19 protein-coding genes are annotated in these 20,190 nt (G+C 67.9%); 11 read left to right on the forward strand and 8 right to left on the reverse strand.

Annotated elements, in window-relative coordinates; translation table 11 throughout:
* Positions 1-62 precede the first annotated feature (62 nt).
* Together LGN17_RS18205 and LGN17_RS18210 are read right to left on the reverse strand one after the other, a co-directional pair.
* Entirely contained in the window at positions 63-1,298 is a 1,236-nt protein-coding gene (locus LGN17_RS18205; protein ID WP_226198021.1) for a transglycosylase SLT domain-containing protein, read from the reverse strand.
* A gap of 414 nt (positions 1,299-1,712) precedes the next feature.
* A complete protein-coding gene (locus LGN17_RS18210; protein WP_226198022.1) occupies positions 1,713-2,873 on the reverse strand; it encodes a porin in 1,161 nt (386 codons plus the stop codon).
* 482 nt (positions 2,874-3,355) lie between these two features.
* On the opposite strand from LGN17_RS18210, the gene LGN17_RS18215 reads away from it, so the two are divergent.
* From LGN17_RS18215 to LGN17_RS18230, 4 genes are read left to right on the forward strand one after another with little or no spacing between them, the layout of a single operon-like run.
* Positions 3,356-3,865 (forward strand): sigma-70 family RNA polymerase sigma factor, encoded by a 510-nt coding sequence (locus LGN17_RS18215; protein WP_175953068.1) that lies wholly within the window; start codon positions 3,356-3,358, stop codon positions 3,863-3,865.
* Between the two features lie 3 nt (positions 3,866-3,868).
* A complete protein-coding gene (locus tag LGN17_RS18220; RefSeq protein ID WP_226198023.1) occupies positions 3,869-4,855 on the forward strand; it encodes a FecR domain-containing protein in 987 nt (328 codons plus the stop codon).
* 53 nt (positions 4,856-4,908) lie between these two features.
* Complete coding sequence (locus LGN17_RS18225) at positions 4,909-7,449, forward strand: TonB-dependent siderophore receptor (RefSeq protein ID WP_226198024.1); 2,541 nt, start codon at positions 4,909-4,911, stop codon at positions 7,447-7,449.
* A gap of 55 nt (positions 7,450-7,504) precedes the next feature.
* Positions 7,505-8,284 (forward strand): hypothetical protein, encoded by a 780-nt coding sequence (locus tag LGN17_RS18230; RefSeq protein WP_226198025.1) that lies wholly within the window; start codon positions 7,505-7,507, stop codon positions 8,282-8,284.
* Between the two features lie 208 nt (positions 8,285-8,492).
* On the opposite strand, the gene LGN17_RS18235 is transcribed toward LGN17_RS18230, so the two are convergent.
* Complete coding sequence (locus tag LGN17_RS18235) at positions 8,493-9,368, reverse strand: LysR family transcriptional regulator (RefSeq protein ID WP_226198026.1); 876 nt, start codon at positions 9,366-9,368, stop codon at positions 8,493-8,495.
* A 112-nt stretch (positions 9,369-9,480) separates the two neighbouring features.
* On the opposite strand from LGN17_RS18235, the gene LGN17_RS18240 reads away from it, so the two are divergent.
* Positions 9,481-9,906, forward strand: a complete 426-nt coding sequence (locus LGN17_RS18240; RefSeq protein ID WP_226198027.1) for a VOC family protein — start codon at positions 9,481-9,483, stop codon at positions 9,904-9,906.
* A gap of 133 nt (positions 9,907-10,039) precedes the next feature.
* The gene (locus LGN17_RS18245; RefSeq protein WP_226198028.1) at positions 10,040-10,624 is read left to right on the forward strand and encodes a flavin reductase family protein; all 585 of its coding nucleotides are present in this window, start codon (positions 10,040-10,042) and stop codon (positions 10,622-10,624) included.
* Positions 10,625-10,666: 42 nt separating this feature from the next.
* On the opposite strand, the gene LGN17_RS18250 is transcribed toward LGN17_RS18245, so the two are convergent.
* A complete protein-coding gene (locus LGN17_RS18250; RefSeq protein ID WP_226198029.1) occupies positions 10,667-11,563 on the reverse strand; it encodes a LysR family transcriptional regulator in 897 nt (298 codons plus the stop codon).
* Positions 11,564-11,660: 97 nt separating this feature from the next.
* Here LGN17_RS18250 and LGN17_RS18255 point away from each other — a divergent pair, with 97 nt between their 5' ends.
* The 3 genes from LGN17_RS18255 to LGN17_RS18265 are packed head-to-tail and all read left to right on the forward strand — an operon-like array spanning position 11,661 to position 14,669.
* Positions 11,661-12,959: a CitMHS family transporter gene (locus LGN17_RS18255; RefSeq protein ID WP_226198030.1), complete on the forward strand. Its 1,299-nt coding sequence runs from the start codon at positions 11,661-11,663 to the stop codon at positions 12,957-12,959.
* Positions 12,960-12,999: 40 nt separating this feature from the next.
* Positions 13,000-14,358: an acyclic terpene utilization AtuA family protein gene (locus LGN17_RS18260; RefSeq protein WP_226198031.1), complete on the forward strand. Its 1,359-nt coding sequence runs from the start codon at positions 13,000-13,002 to the stop codon at positions 14,356-14,358.
* Entirely contained in the window at positions 14,358-14,669 is a 312-nt protein-coding gene (locus LGN17_RS18265) for a hypothetical protein (RefSeq protein WP_226198032.1), read from the forward strand. The genes LGN17_RS18260 and LGN17_RS18265 overlap by 1 nt, the downstream gene beginning before the upstream one ends.
* 30 nt (positions 14,670-14,699) lie before the next feature.
* Here LGN17_RS18265 and LGN17_RS18270 read toward each other — a convergent pair whose 3' ends face one another.
* Positions 14,700-15,521: a nitrilase-related carbon-nitrogen hydrolase gene (locus LGN17_RS18270; protein WP_175953057.1), complete on the reverse strand. Its 822-nt coding sequence runs from the start codon at positions 15,519-15,521 to the stop codon at positions 14,700-14,702.
* A 173-nt stretch (positions 15,522-15,694) separates the two neighbouring features.
* Positions 15,695-16,486 (reverse strand): response regulator transcription factor, encoded by a 792-nt coding sequence (locus LGN17_RS18275; RefSeq protein WP_226198033.1) that lies wholly within the window; start codon positions 16,484-16,486, stop codon positions 15,695-15,697.
* A gap of 105 nt (positions 16,487-16,591) precedes the next feature.
* On the opposite strand from LGN17_RS18275, the gene LGN17_RS18280 reads away from it, so the two are divergent.
* Both LGN17_RS18280 and LGN17_RS18285 read left to right on the forward strand, forming a co-directional pair.
* Complete coding sequence (locus LGN17_RS18280; protein WP_226198034.1) at positions 16,592-17,359, forward strand: hypothetical protein; 768 nt, start codon at positions 16,592-16,594, stop codon at positions 17,357-17,359.
* A 56-nt stretch (positions 17,360-17,415) separates the two neighbouring features.
* Complete coding sequence (locus tag LGN17_RS18285) at positions 17,416-18,228, forward strand: topoisomerase IV (protein ID WP_226198035.1); 813 nt, start codon at positions 17,416-17,418, stop codon at positions 18,226-18,228.
* Between the two features lie 42 nt (positions 18,229-18,270).
* Here the strand turns inward: LGN17_RS18285 and LGN17_RS18290 are convergent, their stop codons facing one another.
* Positions 18,271-19,200 carry a phosphatidate cytidylyltransferase gene (locus LGN17_RS18290; protein ID WP_175971775.1) on the reverse strand — a complete coding sequence of 310 codons (930 nt, stop codon included), beginning with the start codon at positions 19,198-19,200 and terminating at the stop codon, positions 18,271-18,273.
* 37 nt (positions 19,201-19,237) lie between these two features.
* Positions 19,238-19,870 carry a lysophospholipid acyltransferase family protein gene (locus tag LGN17_RS18295; RefSeq protein WP_166962972.1) on the reverse strand — a complete coding sequence of 211 codons (633 nt, stop codon included), beginning with the start codon at positions 19,868-19,870 and terminating at the stop codon, positions 19,238-19,240.
* Positions 19,871-20,190 lie beyond the last annotated feature (320 nt).

Genomic DNA, 20,190 nt, shown 5'->3' on the forward strand with positions numbered 1-20,190 from the left:
GATAGCCCGATAGCCCGATAGCCCGGCTCGCGCCGGCCGAGCGCGCGCAGCCTGCCCGCGCGCTATTTCGAGATATACCAGAGTGCGTCGGTGCTGACGCGCGTAGCCGGCTTGGCCGCGGCGGGCGCCTGGGGCGTCGCGGGCGGCGGCGTGTTCGACGTGACCGCGGTGGGCCACGTGGCTGGCGGGTTCGACGGACTCGACGCGGGCGGGGTATTCGCCGTGCTCGCGGTCGATGCCGAACCCGACGTCGACGGCGTGTCCAGATACCAGAGTGCGTCGGCCGACGCCGTGCGCTTGGCCGATGCATTCGCGGCCGGTTGTTTCGCTGCGGGCGCCGCGGTAGCCGTCGGCGAGGGCGCGCCCGAGCGCTGCGTTCCCGTTCCAGCCCCGCCCTGAGCGGTCATCCCCGCCGTCCCCCGCTGCGCGCGCGCCTCGAACGGCCCGAGCTGGAAGATCAACGTTTGCGCCGGACGCGTCAGGACGGCATACGGAAACTGCAGCTCCCACGACATCAGTACGCGTCCGGACGACGTCTCGGTGAAGATCGCCGGCACGTGTTTCATGTCGCTGAACTGCACGTACACCCGCGCGCCATCGTCGAAGACCTGGGTCGGCTTCGCCTGGTCGGCGCCCGTGACCGTCCATCCGAAGTTGTACGAGCCGGCCGGGCCGGCGGGGCCGCCCTGTGGCGGCGGGGGTGGCGGGGCCGACGAGATCGTGCGCGGACGCGTGACCTGCTGCGGTGCGGACACGCTCAGGCTCGCGAACGGGTTGTACGCCTGGGCCTGTTGCGGCGGCGTAAAGGACGGTGGAAGGATAGGCATGGGAGTATCCGGCGAATCCGGCATGGTCCGGATTGCATCATAGACCTTGCGTGCATACGCGAGGCGCTTGTCGGGCGATGCGGAGTTGTACGCGCCGATCGCGTTCCAGTTGGCGCCGAGCTGGCGAATGTTCTGCGACAGGATCCACGCGCCGACATACGCGTTCGTGCACGCATCGAACAGGCTTTCCCGCGTGATGCCTTCGCGCGCGAGCGTCGGCAGCCAGGTGCTGTTGATCTGCATCAGGCCGATGTCGACCGTGCCGTTCGTATTGGTGTTGACGGCGTTCGGATTCATGCCCGACTCGACCTGCGCGATGCCGCGCATCAGGCTGACACTCACGTGCTGGAACGCGGCCGCATCGTCGAGGCAATCGGCCCGGGCGACGTCGTGCAGCACGCACGACATCGCGATCGTCGAGGCGATTTTCAGCGTTTCTCGGCTGATCGAACGGGTTGTCTGACGCGGCATGGCAGGATGGGGCGGAATCCGACCGCCCGGTGCAAGGAAATTACGCAGACGCGAAGTGTGCCATAGCGAGCAGGCAAATGGCTCGCGTCAAACTTTCCTTTGCATTTGCCCATGCGTTCGCCCCGCATTTTTATCGCGTCCGATCGCGGGGGGCGGCGAAGCATTATCGGTAAAAATGGCCGGATTATCGCGCGAATACCGGGGCAGTGACGGTGCCGGAATGCTGACGCATCGCGTCATTTGTTGGGGGGAAATCGGTGCTGAATCAAACGGGATGGCAATCGCGCGGCAGTCGATATCCGGGCTGGAAAGGGCGATGACGCGGCGATCCGGAAACAACGGCGGCCGATGCCGCCGTGTCGGCCAATGCGGATTCGACCGGCCGCGCGACGCGCAGCCGGCCGTTGTTTTGCATCAGAAGCGGTGACGCAGGCCGAGGTTAACCATCGTCTGCGAGCTCGTGCCCGCATAACCGTACGACCCGATCGAGGCCTGCGCGGCCATCGAGCCGCCGTTGCCGTCGCCGGTCCGGCCGCTGGCGTGCTGGTACGCGGCGGTCAGGTAGACGTCGGTGCGCTTCGACAGGTTGTAGTCCGCGCCGGCCGATACCTGGTGATAGGTGGCCGACGTGTCGCCGCCCGAGCGCGTGTAGCTGTAGCCGACGCCGACCAGCAGCGCGTTGGTCGCCTGGTAGTTCACGAAGCCTTGCCCCGTGTTGTAGTGCTCGTTCGAGCCGAACATCGAGCTTCCATCGCGGCGGTACTGCGCGTTGCTGTAGCCGAGGCCGAACGTGAACGGGCCGGCGACGTACTGGCCCGCGATGCGGGCGATGCCGATCGAGTGCGCGCTCGCATAGCCGTTGTTGATCGGGCCGTCGAACGTGCCGTCCGACGAGCTGGTCCAGCCGCTGCGCAGGCTGCTCGACGCAGGGCTGTTGGTTGCGTGGAAGTAGCCGCCCGCGACGCTGAACGGCCCGTGGTTGTACGACACGGCGGCCGAATACGAATTCGCGGCGCCGGTGCTGCCGGCGATGCCGCCGAACGAATACATCGCCGCGAACTGCAGGCCCGCATAGACGGCCGACGTGTACTTCACCGCGTTGTCGACGCGGAAGCTGTTGTCGTAGTTGTCGACGTCGCCCGGCGTCGCGAACGCGCTGCCCAGATAGTTGTCGGCGGTGATGCCCTGCACGAGATCGACGAGCGGATCGTACTGGCGGCCGAACGTGAGCGTGCCGTAGCGGTCGCTCGTCAGACCGACGAACGCCTGCCGGCCGAACATGCGGCCGCCCTGGCCGAGCCGGCCGTTGCTCGGGTCGAAGCCGTCCTCCAACTGGAACAGCGCCTTCAGCCCGCCGCCGAGATCCTCGCTGCCTTTCACGCCCCAGCGGCTGCCGGCCAGGTTGCCCGCGCTGCTGTTGCCGAGCATCCATGCGTTGTCCTTGCCTTGCGCATGGTTCACGTAGGTGATCGACGTGTCGATCACGCCATACAGCGTGACGCTCGACTGCGCATGTGCGACGGGTATTGCCGCGAATGACGCGATGGAAATCAGAGAGAGGGTCGTGCGTTTCATGTCATCTCCTTGCGCATGGGTGTGTTCGTGATCCGGAATGGCAGGAGACTACCGAGTCGCAATCAAGCGGCAAAAATGAAATTCTCCGTTGTGGCCTGATCCCGACAGGCGTGTTCCCGGAAATTCATTTTTGAGGGATTTGAATTATTGATCGCTTCGTATCAATGGGTTGCCGTTTCGCGATTTTTTCATTGCGTTTTGCGTCGGGCGTGATAATTCGGCGCGATTTTCGGGCGAATTGCCGCAATCTCAATATTGTTATCGATTCGTCAAATCATTATTGAACGAATCGAATTGGCCGGGTTGGAGCGGATGTGATAACCGCGTGCGGGTCGTAGTCGGCGGACGGTACGCGGCTTGACCATCCGTCGCCGCAGCGACGTCGCCCGCACGCCAAAGCAGTAGTCGCCACCTTACTTTTGTATATAATAATCATTCTCATTTACAAAATCGTTGACGCGTGCGCACCCCGGAACCCGGCCATGTCCGCTGACAAGCTGCTTCTTCATCGAGAAATCGACGCTCTCTACACCGGCCACCACGCGTGGCTGCGCGGCTGGCTGAGCCGGAAGCTCGGGTGCGCGCATCGCGCGGCCGATCTCGCGCACGACACGTTCATGCGCCTGCTTGCGCGCGACGAGCCGATCGGTGCCGACGAGCCGCGTGCGTTCCTGACGACGGTCGCGCAGCGCGTGCTGAGCAACCACTGGCGGCGCGAGCAGATCGAGCGCGCGTATCTCGATGCGCTCGCGCTGCGCCCCGAAGCGCATGCGCCGTCGCCGGAGGAGCGGGCCGTCGTGCTCGAGACGCTGCTCGAAATCGACCGGCTGCTCGACGGCCTGCCGCTCGCGGCGAAGCGGGCGTTCCTGCTCGCGCAGCTCGACGGGCTCACGCAGGCCGAGATCGCGCGCGAACTCGGCGTGTCGCTGGCGACGGTGAAGCGCTATCTCGTGAAGGCCGGCACGCAGTGCTTCTTCGCGATGGCGGCCTGACCGATGGCCGCCCCGGGAACGCCGGCGGTGCCGCCGCAGGTTGCGCGTCGCGCGGTCGAATGGTGGGTCGACCGGCAGGCCGGCCGTACCGATGCAGCGTTCGACGCCGCGCTCGCGCAATGGCGCGCGGAGGATCCCGCGCACGACGCGGCATGGCGCCACATCGAGACGATGCAGCGCAGGTTCGGCGGGCTGGCGGCCGGGCTCGACCCGCAGGCCGCCCACGCGGCGCTGCTGCCGCCGCGTGCGGGCCGCCGCCGCGCGGCCGTGAAGACGCTGGCCGTGCTGCTGTTCGCGGGCGGTGCCGCATGGATGGCCGAGCCCGCGCGGCGTGCGGCGATCTGGCCGGCGGACCTGCGCACGGCGGTCGGCGAGCGGCGCACGGTGACGCTCGCGGATCGCACGGTCGTCGTCCTCGATACCGACACGGCGCTCGACGTGCGCCTCGACGATACGGTGCGCCACTTGCGCCTGCTGCGCGGCACGGTCATGGTGACGAGCGGCCACGACGATCGCGTGCCCGCGCGGCCGCTCGTCGTCGCGACCGCGCAGGGCGAACTGCGGCCGCTCGGCACGCGCTTCGCGGTGCGGCAGCGCGACGGCGCGACGCGTGTCGAGGTGTTCGCCGGTGCCGTGCGCGTGCGGCCCGACGATGCGTCGGCCGGCGCGCGCGTGATCGCGGCCGGAGAGGGCGCGGAGTTCACGCGCGACACGATCGACGCGCCGGCGCCGCTCGATGCGTACGCGTCCGCGTGGACGAGCGGCATGCTCGTCGCGTCGCGCATGCGGCTGGCCGATCTCGTCGCCGAGCTCGACCGCTATCGCCGCGGCAGCCTGCGCTGCGATGCGACCGTGGCCGACCTGCGCGTGTCGGGCACCTATCCGCTCGACGATCCCGCGCGCGTGCTCGACACGCTGAAGGCGACGCTGCCGATCGACGTTCACTACCTGACGCGCTACTGGGCGACGGTCGTGCCGGCCCGTTCGTGAGCGCATCAAAAAATTTTCCGCCGACCTGAGCTGTTTCTCGATGGTCGCGTGACATGGGTAATGAAAGCCGCACTGACCCATCGTCCACCGACTTCCCGATCATGGTTTCCATCCGTCTCACGTATCGGCGCCGTCCGGCGCCTGCCCGACATCTGCCGCGCGCGTCGCGCGCGGCTGCGCCCGCCGCGCCGGGTCGCCTCGCGCGCCGGCTGGCCGGCGCCGTCCTGGTGTCGGCGCTGCTGCCGCTGCCCGCGCTGGCCGACACCGACACCGACGCCGATGCGGCGCCGGCCGCGCAGCGCGCGGCGCGCCGCGCGTTCGACATTCCGGCCGGGCCGCTCGAAGCGGCGCTGAACCGGTTCGGCCGCGACGCGGGCATCCTGCTCGCATTTCCGGCCGAGCTGACCGCCGGCCTGAAGAGCGGCGGCGTGCAGGGCCGCTTCGACGTTGACGGCGCGCTCGACCGCCTGCTCGCGGGCACGGGGCTCGTCGCGTTGCGACAGCCGGGCGGCGGTTATACGCTCAAGCGCGCGGGCGCCGAGTTGCCCGCGATCAATGTGCGCACGAGCGCGCTGCGCGCCGAAAGCTATCGCGCGCCGAAGGAAGCGGGCGTGCTGCGTTCCGAGATCCCGCTGCTCGATACCGCGCAGGCCGTCAACATCGTGCCTGCGCAGGTGTTGCGCGACCAGCGTCCGCGCAACCTGGACGACGCGCTCGGCAACGTCAGCGGCATTACGCAGGGCAACACGCTCGCGGGCACGCAGGACACGATCATGAAGCGCGGCTTCGGCGGCAATCGCGACGGTTCGGTCATGCAGAACGGGATGCCGCTCGTGCAAGGGCGCGCGTTCAACGCGGCGGTCGACAGCGTCGAGGTGCTGAAGGGGCCGACGTCGCTGCTGTACGGGCTGATGGACCCGGGCGGCGTGGTCAACGTCGTTACCAAGCAGCCGCAGCTCAAGCGCTACAACGCGATCTCGCTCGGCGCGTCGACGTTCGGGCACGGCAAGAACGGCGGCGGCGCAACCTTCGATTCGACCGGGCCGGTCGGCGATTCGCGGCTCGCGTACCGGCTGATCGTCGACCAGTCGAACGAGCAGTACTGGCGCAACTTCGGCGAATACCGGCAGACCTTCGTCGCGCCGTCGCTCGCGTGGTACGGCCGCGATACGCAGGTCGCGGTGTCCTACCAGTACCGGAAATTCCATTCGCCGTTCGATCGCGGCACCGCGCTCGACCCGCGCACCAACGCGCCGCTCGACATTCCCGCGCGGCGGCGCATCGACGAGCCGTTCAACAACATGGACGGCGAATCGCACCTCGCGCAGTTGAGCGTCGATCACCAGTTCAACGCGGACTGGAGCGCGCATTTCGGCTACAGCTACAACCGCGAGACCTACGACGCGAACCAGTTGCGCACGACGGGCGTCGATCCGGTGAAGGGCACGATGAAGCGCAGCAACGACGCGACGCGCGGCTCGCTCAGCACCGACAGCTACGGGATCGGCTACGTGAACGGCAAGCTGATGCTGGGCGGGATGCGGCACGACGTGCAGGTCGGCTTCGATACCGAATACCGCCGCATCTACCGCAAGGACATGCTGCGGCAGGCCGTGAAGACGCCGTTCAGCTATCTCGATCCCGTCTACGGGCTGCTGCCGCCGTCGAGCACGGTGTCGGCGAGCGACAGCGACCAGACCGACACGCTGCACGATGCGTCGGCGTTCGTACAGGACACGATCCACCTGACCGACAAGTGGATCGTGTCGGGCGGGTTGCGCTACATCACGTACAACCAGGTCGCGGGGCGTGGGCGGCCGTTCGTCGCGAACACCGATCTCAGCGGCTCGAAATGGCTGCCGCGCGCGGGCGTCGTCTACAAGTGGACCGACACGTTCTCGCTGTACGGCAGCTATTCGCAGTCGCTGAAGCCGTCGTCGTCGATCGCGCCGATGACGGGCTACATCATCGACGGCGCGACGCCACCCGAGGAAGCGACCGCGTGGGAAGTGGGCGGCAAGCTCGACCTGCCGGGCGGGATGACGGGCACGCTCGCGTTGTTCAACATCGACAAGAAGAACGTGCTCGTCTCGCAGTACAACGACGCGACCAAGCTGACCGACTGGCGCACGTCGGGCCGGGCGCGCTCGCGCGGGATCGAGCTCGACGTGTCGGGCAAGCTCGGCGAGCGCGTGAACGTGATCGCGAGCTACGCGTACATCGACGCGAAGACGACCGAGGATCCGCTGTACACGGGCAACCAGCTATGGAACGTCGCGCGTCACACCGCGTCGCTCGCGGCCGTCTACGACTTCGGCACGGTGGTGGGGGGCGACGACCTGCGCATCGGCGCGGACGTGCGCTACGTCGGCGCGCGGCCCGGCGATTCGGCGAACAGTTTCACGCTGCCTTCGTACGTGCTTGCCGACGCGTTCGCCACGTACGACACGCGGATCGGCAAGCAGAAGCTGTCGTTCCAGCTCAACGTGAAGAATCTCTTCAATCGCACCTACTACCCGTCGAGCGCGAACCGTTACTTCGTCGCGATCGGCGATGCGCGACAGGTGTCGCTGCTCACCACGCTGCAGTTCTGACCACGCAATCGCCGCGCGGCCGTCATGGCGGCACGCGGCTTCGGAGACGATCCAGATGAACCGGAACATGAAGACCGGCGCCGTGCGCGCCGTTGCCGCCGGCGCGCGGCGTCGCGCATTGCGTGCAATCGCGGGCTCGGTGCTCGCGATCGGCGCGGGCCTCGGCCTCGGCGCAGGGGCGGCCGCCCCCGCGTTGGCGGTCGATGCACCGCAGGCCGTCACGCGTGTCGCGATGCTCGTCCAGCTGCGCGGCCCGAACCTGAAGGTCGACGAGCGCATCGGCCAGCATCTCGGCGAACGCGGCTATGCGGTGCGGCTGATCGACGAGTCGGCCACGCCCGATGCGGCGCGCGACGCCGACCTGGTCGTGATCTCGTCGACGGTGTCGTCGAAGAACGTGCGGCCCGGCTGGCGCACGCTCGACAAGCCGCTCGTGACCTGGGAAAACGACCTGCTCGACGATCTCGCGATGACGGGCAAGCGTCATGACGTCGACTTCGGCGAAACGGGCAAGGAGCGCTACCTGTGGCTCGTCAATGCGCCGCACCCGATCTCGGCCGGGTTGCCGGCCGGCGCGACGAACGTGTACGGCAAGCAGGCGCCGATGAGCTGGGGCAAGCCGGGGCTCGGCGCGATCACGATCGCGACCGTGTACGGCCAGCCCGACAAGGCCGCGATCTTCGCGTACGAGAAGGGCGCGACGATGGACTACGAAGCGCTCGCGCCGGCGCGCCGCGTGATGTTCTTCCTCGACAACGACACGTTCACGAACCTGTCGCCGGCCGGCGTCGCGCTGTTCGACGCGGCCGTCGACTGGGCGGCCGGGCGGCGCTGATTTGCAATATCGGCCCCAGGGCCAGTTCACGCTAATAACGGGCTTGCGAACGTGCGTTGCCGGCTGCAGAGCAAGAAGCAAGGAAGCGCCGTTTGGCCGAGCCGGACAAGCGACGCGCGACGCCGCAATGCGGCCGGCAACGCACGTTCCCCTGTTTGGAAAAATCATTCGTGGGGCCAGCGCACGCCCGTTATTAGCGTGAACAGGCCTAGGCCGCCTGCCGCGACGCCGCTTCGATCAGTCGTGCCAGCACCTGCGCCGGTTCCGACATCGTCCGCCGCGCGCGATGCACGAGCCCGATGTCGCGGTGGAACGTATGGTGCCCGAGATCGATCGCGCGCACGCCGGCCGGCCAGCGGCGATACGCGGCGGTCTGCGGGACGATCGCGACGCCGACACCGTTCTCGACCAGCTTGACTATCGCGTCGAGCTCGTCGAGTTCGCAGGTGTCGCGCACCGCGATGTGCATCTTCCTCAGGAAACGGTCGACCTGGCGGCCGCCGAACGACGCGCGGTCGTAGCGCACGAACGGCTCGCTCGCGAGCAGCGCGGCCCAATCCTTGCCCTTCACGCCGCGCGGCACGATCAGCCGGAACGGTTCCTGCGCGAGCGTCGTCCAGTGCAGGTCGCTCTGCAGCGAAAACGGCGGCCGGATGATCGCGGCCAGGTCGATCTCGCCCGCATCGACGCGGTTGACCAGCTCGATCGACAGCCCCGGTATCACGCGCGTGCGGCACGCGGGATGCCGGCGATGGAACTCGGCGAGCGCAGCCGGCAGCAGCGCGCTCTGCACCGACGCGATCGCGCCGATCGTCACGCGCACGTTGGCAGGCGAACCGGGGGCCGTCGAGCTCAGGTTCTCGTACAGGCCGATCAGCGCCTGCGCCTGGTCGAGCACGTGATGACCGCGCTCGTTGAGCCGGGCCGACCGGCCTTGCCGGTCGAACAGCGCGAAGCCGAGCTCGGCTTCCAGACGCTGCATCTGCGCGCTCACGGCCGCCTGCGTGAGCCCGATGCGATTGCCGGCCGCGGCGAACGTGCCTTCCCGGGCGACGGCGACGAGGGTTTTCAGTTCGCGGATCATTCATCAATTCCATTTGTGAATGAAGAAACTATATATTGATTTAATTTCTGTTTGACCTTGACTACCATGGTGCCGTCCTCGCGCCACGCGAGCGTTCCATCACGAGGCAACCATGAGTCTTTCCCCGTTTCACCTGGCGATCCCGGTCTACGACCTGCCGGCCGCGCGCGATTTCTACGGCCGTGTGTTCGGGCTGGCAGAGGGGCGCTCGAGTGCGCAGTGGGTCGACTTCGACTTCTACGGGCACCAGCTCGTGATCCACGAGCATCCGAAGACCGCGTCGCAGGAAGGCGCGCATACCAACGCGGTGGACGGTCACGACGTGCCGGTGCCGCATTTCGGGATCGTGCTCGACTGGCCGAGCTGGGAGGCGCTGGCCGAGCGGCTGAAAGCGTTCGGCGTGACCTTCGCGATCGAGCCGTATGTGCGGTTCAAGGGGCAGGTCGGCGAGCAGGCGACGATGTTCCTGTTCGATCCGTGCGGCAATGCACTCGAATTCAAGGCGTTCCGCGACATCGGCCAGTTGTTCGCGAAGTGACGGATCGGGCGAGTCTGCGCCGATTGAAATTGGGTGCGAGAATGCGGCCTCCGGCCCGGCTGCGCGCACGCGCGCCGGCCGGCGCCGCGCCGCACGGCATCCGTCCGTGCGCGACGTTCTCCAAGGAACCCGTATGGACAGTCACATCGCTCCGGTGGAGCTGAAGAAGGCCTACCGTCTCCTCAACCACGGCCCGACCGTGCTCGTGTCGGCCCGCCACGATGGCGTCGACAACGTGATGGCCGCCGCATGGGCGTGCGCGCTGGACTTCCTGCCGCCGAAGCTGACGGTCGTGCTCGACAAGACCGCGAAGACGCGCGAGCTCGTCGAGCGCAGCGGCACGTTCGTGATCCAGGTGCCGACGGCCGCGCAGATTCGGCTCACGCATGCGGTCGGCAGCCACAGTCTCGCGGAGCGGCCCGACAAGCTGCGCGAAGCGGGCGTCGCACTGTTCGACGTCGAAGGCCACGATCTGCCGTTCGTCGCCGGATGTTCGGGCTGGCTCGCGTGCAGCCTGATTCCGGAGCCGCACAACCAGCAGGCCTATGACCTGTTCATCGGCGAGGTGGTCGCGGCGTGGTCCGATACGCGCGTGTTCCGCGACGGCCACTGGTATTTCGAATCGGCCGATCCGGCGCTGCGCAGCCTGCACTACATCGCGGGCGGCAATTTCTATGCGATCGGCGAATCGCTGCACGTCGATCCGGACGCGAAATAAGCGTCGGGCGGGCGACCGGTCCCGCCGATCCTGGCGCGCGGTTCACGCGCGCTTGTTCAATTCCGTCAGCATGGTTTCGGCGAACGCCTGCGCGACGCGCGGCAGCGTGCGGCCGCGCTTCGTGACGAGTGCGATCGGCCGCACGAACGCGGGGTCGTCGATCGGCTTCGCGACCAGCTCGGGCTCGGCGCGCACCTCGCGCGCGGTCGCCGGCAGGATCGTCACGCCGAGGCCGCCGCGCACCATCGCGACGGCCGTCATCATGTAGGTCGGCTCGCACGCGATGTCGGGCGTGCAGCCGGCCGCGTCCAGCGCGGCATCGACGACGCTGCGCACGCTCGTGCCCTGCGCGGTGAGCACGAGCGGCACGGCCGCGACGTCGGCGGTGCTCACGCGGCGCTTGCGCGCGAGCGGGTGATCCCTCGGGCATACGGCGACGAGCCGGTCGGCGCCCGCATACAGCACCTCCAGCGACGCATCGAACGCGTCGCCGCCGGTCAATCCGAGATCGGCTTCCTCGTTGCGCACGAGCGCGGTGACGAGGCTCGCGACGCCGTCGCGGATCTCGAAGCCCGCGCGCGGCACGTCGCGCCGGAACGACTGGATCAGCTCGGGCAGCAGGCTCGATGCGAAGGTCGGCAGGCACGCGAGCCGCACCGTGCCGCTCGTGCCTTCGCCGAGCGCGCGCGCATCGCGCAGCACGCGCTCCATGTCGTCGAGCGAGCGTTGCAGCAGCGGCAGCAGTTCGCGCCCGGTCTGGGTGAGCGCGACGCTGCGGCTGTTGCGGTCGAAGAGGCGCGCGCCGACGATCTCCTCGAGCCGGCGGATCTGCACGGTCAGCGCCGGCTGCGACAGGTGCAGGCGCGCGGCCGCACGCGTGAAGTTGCCGGCCTGTGCGACGGTGACGAACGCGCGAATGTCGCGAAGGTTCAGATCCATAACGACTCGTGATTGCTGCGATCAAATCATTTCAATTGTGCTATCGCTGCGCCGACCTTACGCTCGTCTCCAACAAAAGACAAGGTAGGAGACACGGATGCTGCCGTTACTCGGGCTTGGCACGATCGTCGTGCTGCTGGCCGCGATTCTGTCGAAGCGGATGTCGCCGCTCGTCGCGCTGATCGTCGTGCCGATCGCCGCATCGCTGATCGGCGGCTTCGGGCTGCACACGAGCAAGTTCGTCATCGACGGGCTGAAGGGGCTCGCGCCCGTCGTCGGGATGTTCGTGTTCGCGATCCTCTATTTCGGGACGATCACCGACGCCGGCACGCTCGACCCGATCATCGATCGCATCCTGCGTGCGGTCGGCACGCGGCCGACGCGCATCGTGATGGGCACGACGCTGCTCGCGCTGCTGATCCACCTCGACGGCTCGGGCGCCGTCTGCTTTCTCGTGACGATTCCGGCCGTGCTGCCGCTGTACGACCGGCTGAAGATGGACCGGCGCGTGCTGGCCGCCGCGGTGTCGATGGCCGCGGGCATCAACTTCCTGCCGTGGACGGGGCCGATGATTCGTGCGTCGGCGTCGCTGCACCTGCCGGTGTCGGCGCTGTTCAATCCGCTGATCCCGGTGCAGGCGATCGGGCTCGTGTTCGTGTTCGGCGTCGCGTACTGGCTCGGGCGGCGCGAGGAGAAGCGGCTCGGCCTGTCGCGCGACGATGCATCGGTTCCGCTGCCGAAGCGCGAGCTGACGCCCGACGAGCAGGCGCTGCGCCGGCCGCACCTGTTCTGGTTCAACCTGGTGCTGACGCTCGTCGTGCTCGGCACGATGGTCGTGATGGGCGAGAAGATTCCGCCCGCGATCATGTTCATGGTCGGGCTGTGCATCGCGCTGATGGTGAACTACCCGGACGTCGACATGCAGCGAAAGCGCATCGACGCGCATGCGCGCGCCGCGCTGATGATGGCCGGCATCCTGCTCGCGGCCGGCGTGTTCACGGGGATCATGCAGGGCAGCGGGATGCTGAAGGCAATGGCGCAGGCGGCGGTCGGCTTCGTGCCGCCGTCGATGGCCGGCCACATTCCGGTGGCGCTCGGCCTCGCGTCGATGCCGCTCAGCATGCTGTTCGATCCCGATTCGTTCTACTTCGGCGTGCTGCCGGTGATCGCGGAGGTGGCCGGCCAGCTCGGCGTGCCGGCCGTGCAGGTCGGGCAGGCCGCGCTGCTCGGCCAAATGACGACCGGGTTCCCGGTCAGCCCGCTGACGCCCGCGACCTTCCTCGTCGTCGGCCTGTGCGGCATCGAACTCGCCGAGCATCAGAAATTCACGTTCCCGCTGCTGTTCGGCGCGTCGATCGTAATGACGATCGCGTGCGTCGCGCTGGGCATTTTTTGATCTTTCCCGGCGGCGAAACCCGCCGGACGACGGTACGGACATGACAGCAAAGCAACCTGAACGGCGCGTTCGCATCGGCGCGGGCGCCGGCTACTCGGGCGACCGGATCGAGCCCGCGGTCGAACTGGCCGCACACGGGCAGCTCGACTATCTCGTCTTCGAATGCCTGGCCGAGCGCACGATCGCGATCGCGCAGCAGGCGCGGCGCAAGGCTCCGGCACTCGGCTACGACCCGCTGCTCGATGCGCGGATGCGCGCGGTCTTGCCGGTCGCCGCGCCGAACGGCGTGCGCATCGTGTCGAACATGGGCGCGGCCAATCCGCGTGCGGCCGCACGGCGCACTGCACAGATCGCGCAATCGCTTGGCCTCGCGAAGCTGAAGGTCGCGGCGGTCGAAGGCGACGACGTGCTCGACGTGGTGCTGCGCGGCGCATTCCGCTTCGAGGAATCCGGCGACGACGTCGCCGCCTATCGCGACCGCATCGTGTCCGCGAACGCGTACCTCGGCGCCGCGCCGATCGTCGATGCGCTTGCGGCCGGCGCGGACGTCGTGCTGACCGGGCGCGTCGCCGATCCGTCGCTGTTCGCCGCGCCGCTGATCCACGCGTTCGGCTGGCGGATGGAGGACTGGGACATGCTCGGGCAGGCGACGGTCGTCGGCCATCTGCTCGAATGCGCGGGGCAGGTGACGGGCGGTTATTTTGCAGACCCCGGCTACAAGGACGTGCCGGACCTCGCGCGGCTCGGGTTTCCGATCGGCGAAGTCGCGGCCGACGGCGCGGTCGTGATCACGAAGGTGCCGCACGCGGGCGGCCGCGTGAGCGCGGCGACCTGCAAGGAACAGCTGCTCTACGAGATTCACGACCCGGCGCGTTATCTGCAACCCGACGTCGTCGCGGATTTCACGCGCGTGGCGGTCGTGGAGGAGGCGATCGATCGCGTGCGCGTGACGGGCGGGCGCGGCACAGCGCGTCCCGATACGCTGAAGGTGTCGGTGGCTTACGTCGACGGCTGGATCGGCGAAGGCCAGATCTCGTACGGCGGCCCGGGTGCGCTCGAACGCGCGCGCCTCGCGCTCGAGATCGTCCGCGAACGGCTGGCGCTGACCGGCGTCGCCGCGACCGAGTTGCGCTTCGACCTGATCGGTGTCGATTCGCTCTATGGCGACGCGACGCCGGCCGTGCGCGGCGAGCCGGCCGAGGTGCGCGTGCGGGTGGCGGGCCGCGCGGCGAGCGCCGATGAAGCGGCGCGGATCGGCAACGAAGTCGAGACGCTCTATACGAACGGGCCGGCCGGCGGCGGCGGCGCGTTCAAGTCGACGCGCGAGGTGATCGCCGTGCAGTCGGTGCTGCTGCCGCGCGCGGCCGTGACGCCGTCGTTTTCATTCGTGGAGGCATGATGCAACTGCGTGAACTCGCGCATGCGCGCACCGGCGACAAGGGCAATACGCTGAACGTGTCGGTCATCTGCCGCGATCCGCGCCATTACGATCACCTGCGCATGCATCTGGATGCCGACGCAGTGAAGGCGTGGCTCGCGGGCATCGTGCATGGCGACGTCGTGCGTTACGAATTGCCGGCGCTCGGTGCATTCAATTTCGTGCTGCGCGATGCGCTCGGCGGCGGCGTCACGCGTTCGCTCGCGCTCGACGCGCACGGTAAGTCGGTCAGCTCGGCGCTGCTGGCGATCGAGGTGCCCGACCCGACGTAACGGATGTCGCCGCCGCGGGCGGGCAAGTGCTTACGGAATCAGCAGTTCGCGAAGGCCGTTGGCGTGCTCGATGCGTTCGCCCGCGATGGGCAGGCGCTGATCCCGGCGATAGTCGTAGACCGCACGCGACGCGGCGAGCTGGTCGAAATCGAGTTCGACCGCATGACGCGATTCGGTATGGCCGGCCTCGAAGATCAGGTTGCCGAACGGATCGGCCGCGAGGCTGCCGCCCGCGAACACGACGTCGTGCGTGCTGCCGCCGACGCGGTTGGCGACTACCGCGAACACCTGGTTCTCCATCGCCCGAGCCGTTGCCGACGTGCGGTGGACCGGGCGGTACGGCTCCATGTTGCCGTCGGTGATGAGGATCAGCTCGGCGCCGAGTGCGGCGAGCGCGCGACCGGTTTCGGGGAATTCGTTGTCGTAGCAGATCAGCAGGCCGATCCGCGCGCCGCGCCATTCGATCGTCGCGTAGCGGTCGCCGGGCAGGACGACGCCGCGCTCGCTCACCCACAGGTGGGTCTTGCGATAGCGCAGTGCGATGCCGTCCGGCGTGACGAACACGGTGGTGTTGTAGAAGCGGCCGCCGTCGTTCTCGATCAGCCCGACCACGACCGCCACATCGCGTGCACGTGCGGCCGCGATGACCGCCGCGACGCTCGCGCCGTCAAGCGGTTCGGCGCATTCGGCAAGATTCGACGGATCGAGGAAGCCGGTGAGCTGCGCTTCCGGAAACATCACGATGTCGGTGCCCGGTGCGCAGGTGGCGATCGCTTCGAGCGTGCGCTGCAGGTTGTAGTGCGTGTCGCCGTCGCGGCCGGCGAGCTGGACGATATCGAGCTTCAGTTTCATGGCGATGTCGGTGGCAGGGGCCCGTCGCCGGTGGCGCCGGAAGGGGTAAGGAGGCCCCAGTATGCGCCGAAGCGGCGGATTTCCCATCCCGCCGGCGCGTTAACCCTTCGGGGGTATTGATCGTGACGCCGCCAGTGGCGGCGAGCGCCGACCCGCGTGACCCGCGACGCGTGTCAGGTGCCGGCCTGCGCGTTCAGGAACAGCGAGAACAGCTCCGATTGCGAGTTGATGGCGAGCTTTCCGTAGATGTTGCGTCGATGCACCTTGACCGTTTCGGCGGAAATCGACAGCTTGTTCGCAACCTCCTTGTTCGAGCGCCCGCTCAGGATCAGCCGGATCACGTCGAGCTCGCGTGCGGTCAGCGGCGTGCCGAGCCGCGCCATCGCCTGCTCGAAGCCGTCGTGCGCGCCGGGCCGGCGCGACGGCGCAGCGTCCGCGGATGCAGGCTCGAACGCGAGCCGCTGCCGCATCAGCGCGGCCACCCACGGCCGGATCAGGTCGAGCAGCGCAACCTGCTCGGGGCTGAAGCGCCGCTTGCTGCCGAGCGACAGGCACAGCGTGCGTACATCGTCGAGCACGACGTTGAACTGCACCTCGTCCTCGACGACGTTGTGCGTGAAATAGCGCGTGTAGTACTCGGTATCGCGGAAGCACTCGGGCGCGACGTCGGACAGCCGGAACAGGCCGCTCTTCGGTGCGTCGCGGTTCGCGATGTAGAACGGGTCGAGCTGGTACAGGCCCTGCACGTAGTCGCGGAACAGCGGGTCGGGGCCGCCGCCCTCGTACGGGCATTCGGCGAACACCTGCGGGCGGCCGTCGCCGAACGTCAGCGCGACCCAGCTGTCCACCGCGACGTATTCCTCGATCAGCCGGATCAGCGCCAGCCAGAAGCTCGGCTGGTCGAGCGACTCGATGAGCCGCCCGACCGAGCGGTGCCATGCGACATCCTGCAAGGTGAGGTTCATGCGTAGGTCCATGTCGGCAGGTGCGATGCGCGCTTGCGGTGCCGCGCCGTGCGTGTACGCTACGGGCTCGCGGGCAGATTTCCGCGCGCATCGAACGGAGCCTGGGTGAAGAACGAGATCGTAACGCCGGCCGGCGCGAATGGCGAGGCCGTGCGCCGCCGCCGGTTCGCCGCGGTTGCCGCCGTGCATGCTGCCATGGCATGGTCGGGCGCAATGGCCGTACAGACGGCCGCCGCCGCGCCACTGGCGTCGTGCAACGATCAGCTGACGCGGTTGATCGTGCCCGCACTGCGGCAGACACAGATGAACCGGCGCGACATCCGTGCCGACGTGGACGAGCGTGACGGCGACGTCTACCGCGTCAGGCTGTACACGATACCGGACCACTCGGGCACCCCGAATCGCGAGGCGACGATCGGCTGGGTGACGCTCGATCCGCAGGCGATGCGTGCGCTCGACGTCACGCGCGATCCCGACCGGCCGGACGTGCTGAATATCGACCGGCGCGCGTTGTCGCGATTCGTGTCGACGTGCATTGCCCCGGCGGCGCCGGCCGCCCCCATGCGCAACGCCGTCGATTGCGATGCGCTGAACCGCCGCGCGCAGGCGCAGGGTGATGATGTGACGGGCAGCGACGCCGGGCGCGTCGTCACCGGCAAGGGGCGCCTGCCGTTCTATTCCGCGCCGGACGACGCATGCCGGATCGACGGGCTGTTCATCGTCGAGCACGACCACGTCGATGCGCGCACCGACTATGGCCGCTTCACGTCGGTCGTCTATCTGAATCCGCGCACACGCGGCATCGCCGAAGGGTGGGTGCCAGCCGCGCGGCTGAAGCCGGACGGCACCGGCATCGCGCCACGGCAACCGTGATCGTGTGTGCCCGCCACCCTTCGCTCCACACCTTTTCGACCAGAACGATCCTCGTCATGACAGTCCCGCACCGGAACAAGCATCTGAAGCCGCTCGCCGCGCTGGGCGCACTCGCGGCGCTCACCGCACTCTCCGCGTTGTCGCCCATCCAGGCGGCCGAGCCTGCGCAGCCTGACCATCAACTGAAAACCTTTCTCCACGACACGTACGGCAAGTGGCGCGCGGACCGCAAGGGCTGGCAGGCGGACGGGGACGATTTTGTCCATGCGCCGTGCGGTTCGCTGCGCGTCGCGACCGCGGACGGCCCGCGCACCCTGCTCGCGATGTGCGGCGAGACCGCGGCAGCGGTGCAGAACGGGATGCCGGGCATGGATTCGGACGCGACGACCGGCACGATCGACCTGTACGTGCTGAAACCGGCGGCCGACGGCAAGACGCTCGAGCCGGTCATGAAGAAAACAGAGATCGCGTCGGGCGGGCGCGGCGAGCCTGGCACCGTGCGCATCGAGCGGCTCGGGCCGCACCTTTTCGGTTTCGTCATCGGCGAAAGTGACATGCGGCAAGGCTATTCGCAAAGCTTCCGCTCGATCTGGCTGCCGGTCGGCAATGCACTGGTGCTGGCGGCGGCGCGCATCGACGAGGCGCTCGACAACGCTGAGTCGACCGAATGTGCGAACGCGCGGGCGCGCTGCGAGGAACGTCGCTTCGAGATCGCGCCCGACACGACCGGCACCGGCGACGTGTATCCGTTGACGGTCACGGAAACGGGTACGCGCGGCGACAAGGCGATCCGCGCGCGCTACACGGTGAAGTTCGACGCGGCGCGTGGCCGCTACGTCGTGCCGAAGGCATTGCGCGAAGGGTACTGATCCTTCGCGCGCGGGAACGGGCGGCGTTGCGCCGCCCGCGCATCACACGTACAGATACCGCACGAGGTGGAAGAACACCGGCGCGGCGAAGCAGATCGAGTCGACGCGATCGAGCATCCCGCCGTGGCCCGCGATCATCGAGCCCCAGTCCTTGGTGCCGAGCGAGCGCTTGACGGCCGACAGCACGAGGCCGCCGACGAAGCCCGCGATCACGATCGCGAGCGAGATGCCGAACGCCGACCCGAAGCTGAACGGCGTCACGCGATACAGCGATGCGCCGCACAGCGTGGCCAGCAGGCCGCCCCCGATGAACCCTTCGATCGTCTTCGACGGCGACAGCTGCGGCGCGATCTTGCGCTTGCCGAACAGCTTGCCGACCACGTACTGCAGCACGTCGCTGATCTGCACGACGAACAGGAAGAAGAACAGCAGCAGCGCGTTCTGCCCCGTGTAGTGCGGAATGTCGAGGATCAGCACGGCCGGCGCATGGCTCAACCCGTAGACGCACACCATCAGCGCCCAGTTGATCTTCGCGTTGCGGCTCAGGAATTCGCGCGTGTCCTGCGTGAGCGCCGACACGAGCGACATCGCGAAGAACAGGTGCACGGGCACGAAGATCGAATACATCCCGTACCAGTTGATCCCGAGCAGCAGGTACTGCACGGGGATCGCGATGAAGAACGCGATGAACAGCGTCGTATGGTCGCTCGCGGTGGTGGGCGTGAGCGTGATGAATTCACGCAGCGTCAGGTAGGACAGCACCGCGAACACCAGGTACGTGATGTTGTTGCCGAGGCCGATCGCGATGGCCATGATGGCGATCATCGCCCACCATGCGCGGATGCGCTGGTTCAGGTTGACGATGGTCGCGTTCGTGCCGCCGCTGCGTGCGCCGAGGATCGCGCCGATCACGGTCGCGACGACGAGCACGCCCGTGACGCCCGCGACCAGTTCCCAGAAAATTGTTCGCATATTCGATATCCGGAAAAGGGAGAAGAGGGCGCCGCGTTCAGCCGGCCGGCCGCTGCGGCGGCGCGAGCGCGACGATCGCGTCGCGCATGCGGGCGAGGAACGTCGGCTTGTCTTCCTGGGCGCCGAGCGCATCATTCGCACCGAAGTGCACCTTGCAGATCAGCGGCACCGGCCAGATCGCGCCCTTCGGCATGATCCGTTGCAGGTTCTCGAGATAGACGGGCGCGAGTGCGACGTCCGGAAACTCGGTCGCGAGGTGGAACAGCCCGCTCTTGAACGGCTGCGGCAGGATCTCCGCGCCGCGCGTGCCTTCCGGGAAGATGATGATCGAATGGCCCTGCTTGAGCGCGTCGCGCACCGGGTCGAGCGGATCGCCGCCGGATTCGCGGTGGCGGTCGATCAGCACGACGTTCAGCAGCTTTTGCGCGATGTGGCGCTTCATGTCGCTGCTGTCCCAGTAGTCGCGCGCGGCGACCGGCCGCACGACCGCGCGCACGTTGCGCGGCAGCGCGGCGAGGATCGCGAGCGTGTCGATGTGGCTCGTATGGTTCGAGAAGTAGATCTTCTGCGTCGGCGACGGCGGCGCCTGATGCCAGACCGGATACGCGCCGGCGACGAGCCGCACGATGGACAGCAGGAAATCGCGCTGCCAGACATTGAGGATGTTCATCGGCGCTGCGCCTCCTGCCTGCATGCATGGCCCGCTGCGCACGAGCAGCGGGCGGAGCCCCGGAATGCCGGCGCGGCAGGATGCGCGCCGGACGGCCCTTGTTTAAATTTTTTCAAATTCGTGGCTGCCTGTCGCAGGTCCGCGATAATCGGACGATTCGCCGTCTCACGCTGATGCGTCGCGGCGAATGGGCCGGTCGGCGGCGTGATAATCGGCTGTTGCACGAGTGCCCGTTTGCAGTTCGAATGGATCTCGCTGCGATCGGGCCAGCGGATTATCGCGAGTTTCCGTCGAAAACGCCAGATTCGCGCCGCGCGTGC

Origin of the sequence: Burkholderia sp. AU30280 (assembly GCF_020420125.1) — a bacterium.
In the GTDB taxonomy this organism is placed as follows: Bacteria; Pseudomonadota; Gammaproteobacteria; order Burkholderiales; family Burkholderiaceae; genus Burkholderia.

Excerpts from the sequence above, each read along its gene's own strand:
- LGN17_RS18230 (WP_226198025.1), top strand. The coding sequence starts at position 7,505 with ATGAACCGGAACATGAAGACCGGCGCCGTGCGCGCCGTTGCCGCCGGC.
- LGN17_RS18220 (WP_226198023.1), top strand. The coding sequence starts at position 3,869 with ATGGCCGCCCCGGGAACGCCGGCGGTGCCGCCGCAGGTTGCGCGTCGC.
- LGN17_RS18240 (WP_226198027.1), top strand. The coding sequence starts at position 9,481 with ATGAGTCTTTCCCCGTTTCACCTGGCGATCCCGGTCTACGACCTGCCG.
- LGN17_RS18295 (WP_166962972.1), bottom strand. The coding sequence starts at position 19,870 with ATGAACATCCTCAATGTCTGGCAGCGCGATTTCCTGCTGTCCATCGTG.
- LGN17_RS18255 (WP_226198030.1), top strand. The coding sequence starts at position 11,661 with ATGCTGCCGTTACTCGGGCTTGGCACGATCGTCGTGCTGCTGGCCGCG.
- LGN17_RS18235 (WP_226198026.1), bottom strand. The coding sequence starts at position 9,368 with ATGATCCGCGAACTGAAAACCCTCGTCGCCGTCGCCCGGGAAGGCACG.
- LGN17_RS18285 (WP_226198035.1), top strand. The coding sequence starts at position 17,416 with ATGACAGTCCCGCACCGGAACAAGCATCTGAAGCCGCTCGCCGCGCTG.
- LGN17_RS18210 (WP_226198022.1), bottom strand. The coding sequence starts at position 2,873 with ATGAAACGCACGACCCTCTCTCTGATTTCCATCGCGTCATTCGCGGCA.
- LGN17_RS18245 (WP_226198028.1), top strand. The coding sequence starts at position 10,040 with ATGGACAGTCACATCGCTCCGGTGGAGCTGAAGAAGGCCTACCGTCTC.
- LGN17_RS18205 (WP_226198021.1), bottom strand. The coding sequence starts at position 1,298 with ATGCCGCGTCAGACAACCCGTTCGATCAGCCGAGAAACGCTGAAAATC.
- LGN17_RS18270 (WP_175953057.1), bottom strand. The coding sequence starts at position 15,521 with ATGAAACTGAAGCTCGATATCGTCCAGCTCGCCGGCCGCGACGGCGAC.
- LGN17_RS18225 (WP_226198024.1), top strand. The coding sequence starts at position 4,909 with ATGGGTAATGAAAGCCGCACTGACCCATCGTCCACCGACTTCCCGATC.
- LGN17_RS18275 (WP_226198033.1), bottom strand. The coding sequence starts at position 16,486 with ATGAACCTCACCTTGCAGGATGTCGCATGGCACCGCTCGGTCGGGCGG.
- LGN17_RS18215 (WP_175953068.1), top strand. The coding sequence starts at position 3,356 with ATGTCCGCTGACAAGCTGCTTCTTCATCGAGAAATCGACGCTCTCTAC.
- LGN17_RS18290 (WP_175971775.1), bottom strand. The coding sequence starts at position 19,200 with ATGCGAACAATTTTCTGGGAACTGGTCGCGGGCGTCACGGGCGTGCTC.
- LGN17_RS18260 (WP_226198031.1), top strand. The coding sequence starts at position 13,000 with ATGACAGCAAAGCAACCTGAACGGCGCGTTCGCATCGGCGCGGGCGCC.
- LGN17_RS18265 (WP_226198032.1), top strand. The coding sequence starts at position 14,358 with ATGCAACTGCGTGAACTCGCGCATGCGCGCACCGGCGACAAGGGCAAT.
- LGN17_RS18250 (WP_226198029.1), bottom strand. The coding sequence starts at position 11,563 with ATGGATCTGAACCTTCGCGACATTCGCGCGTTCGTCACCGTCGCACAG.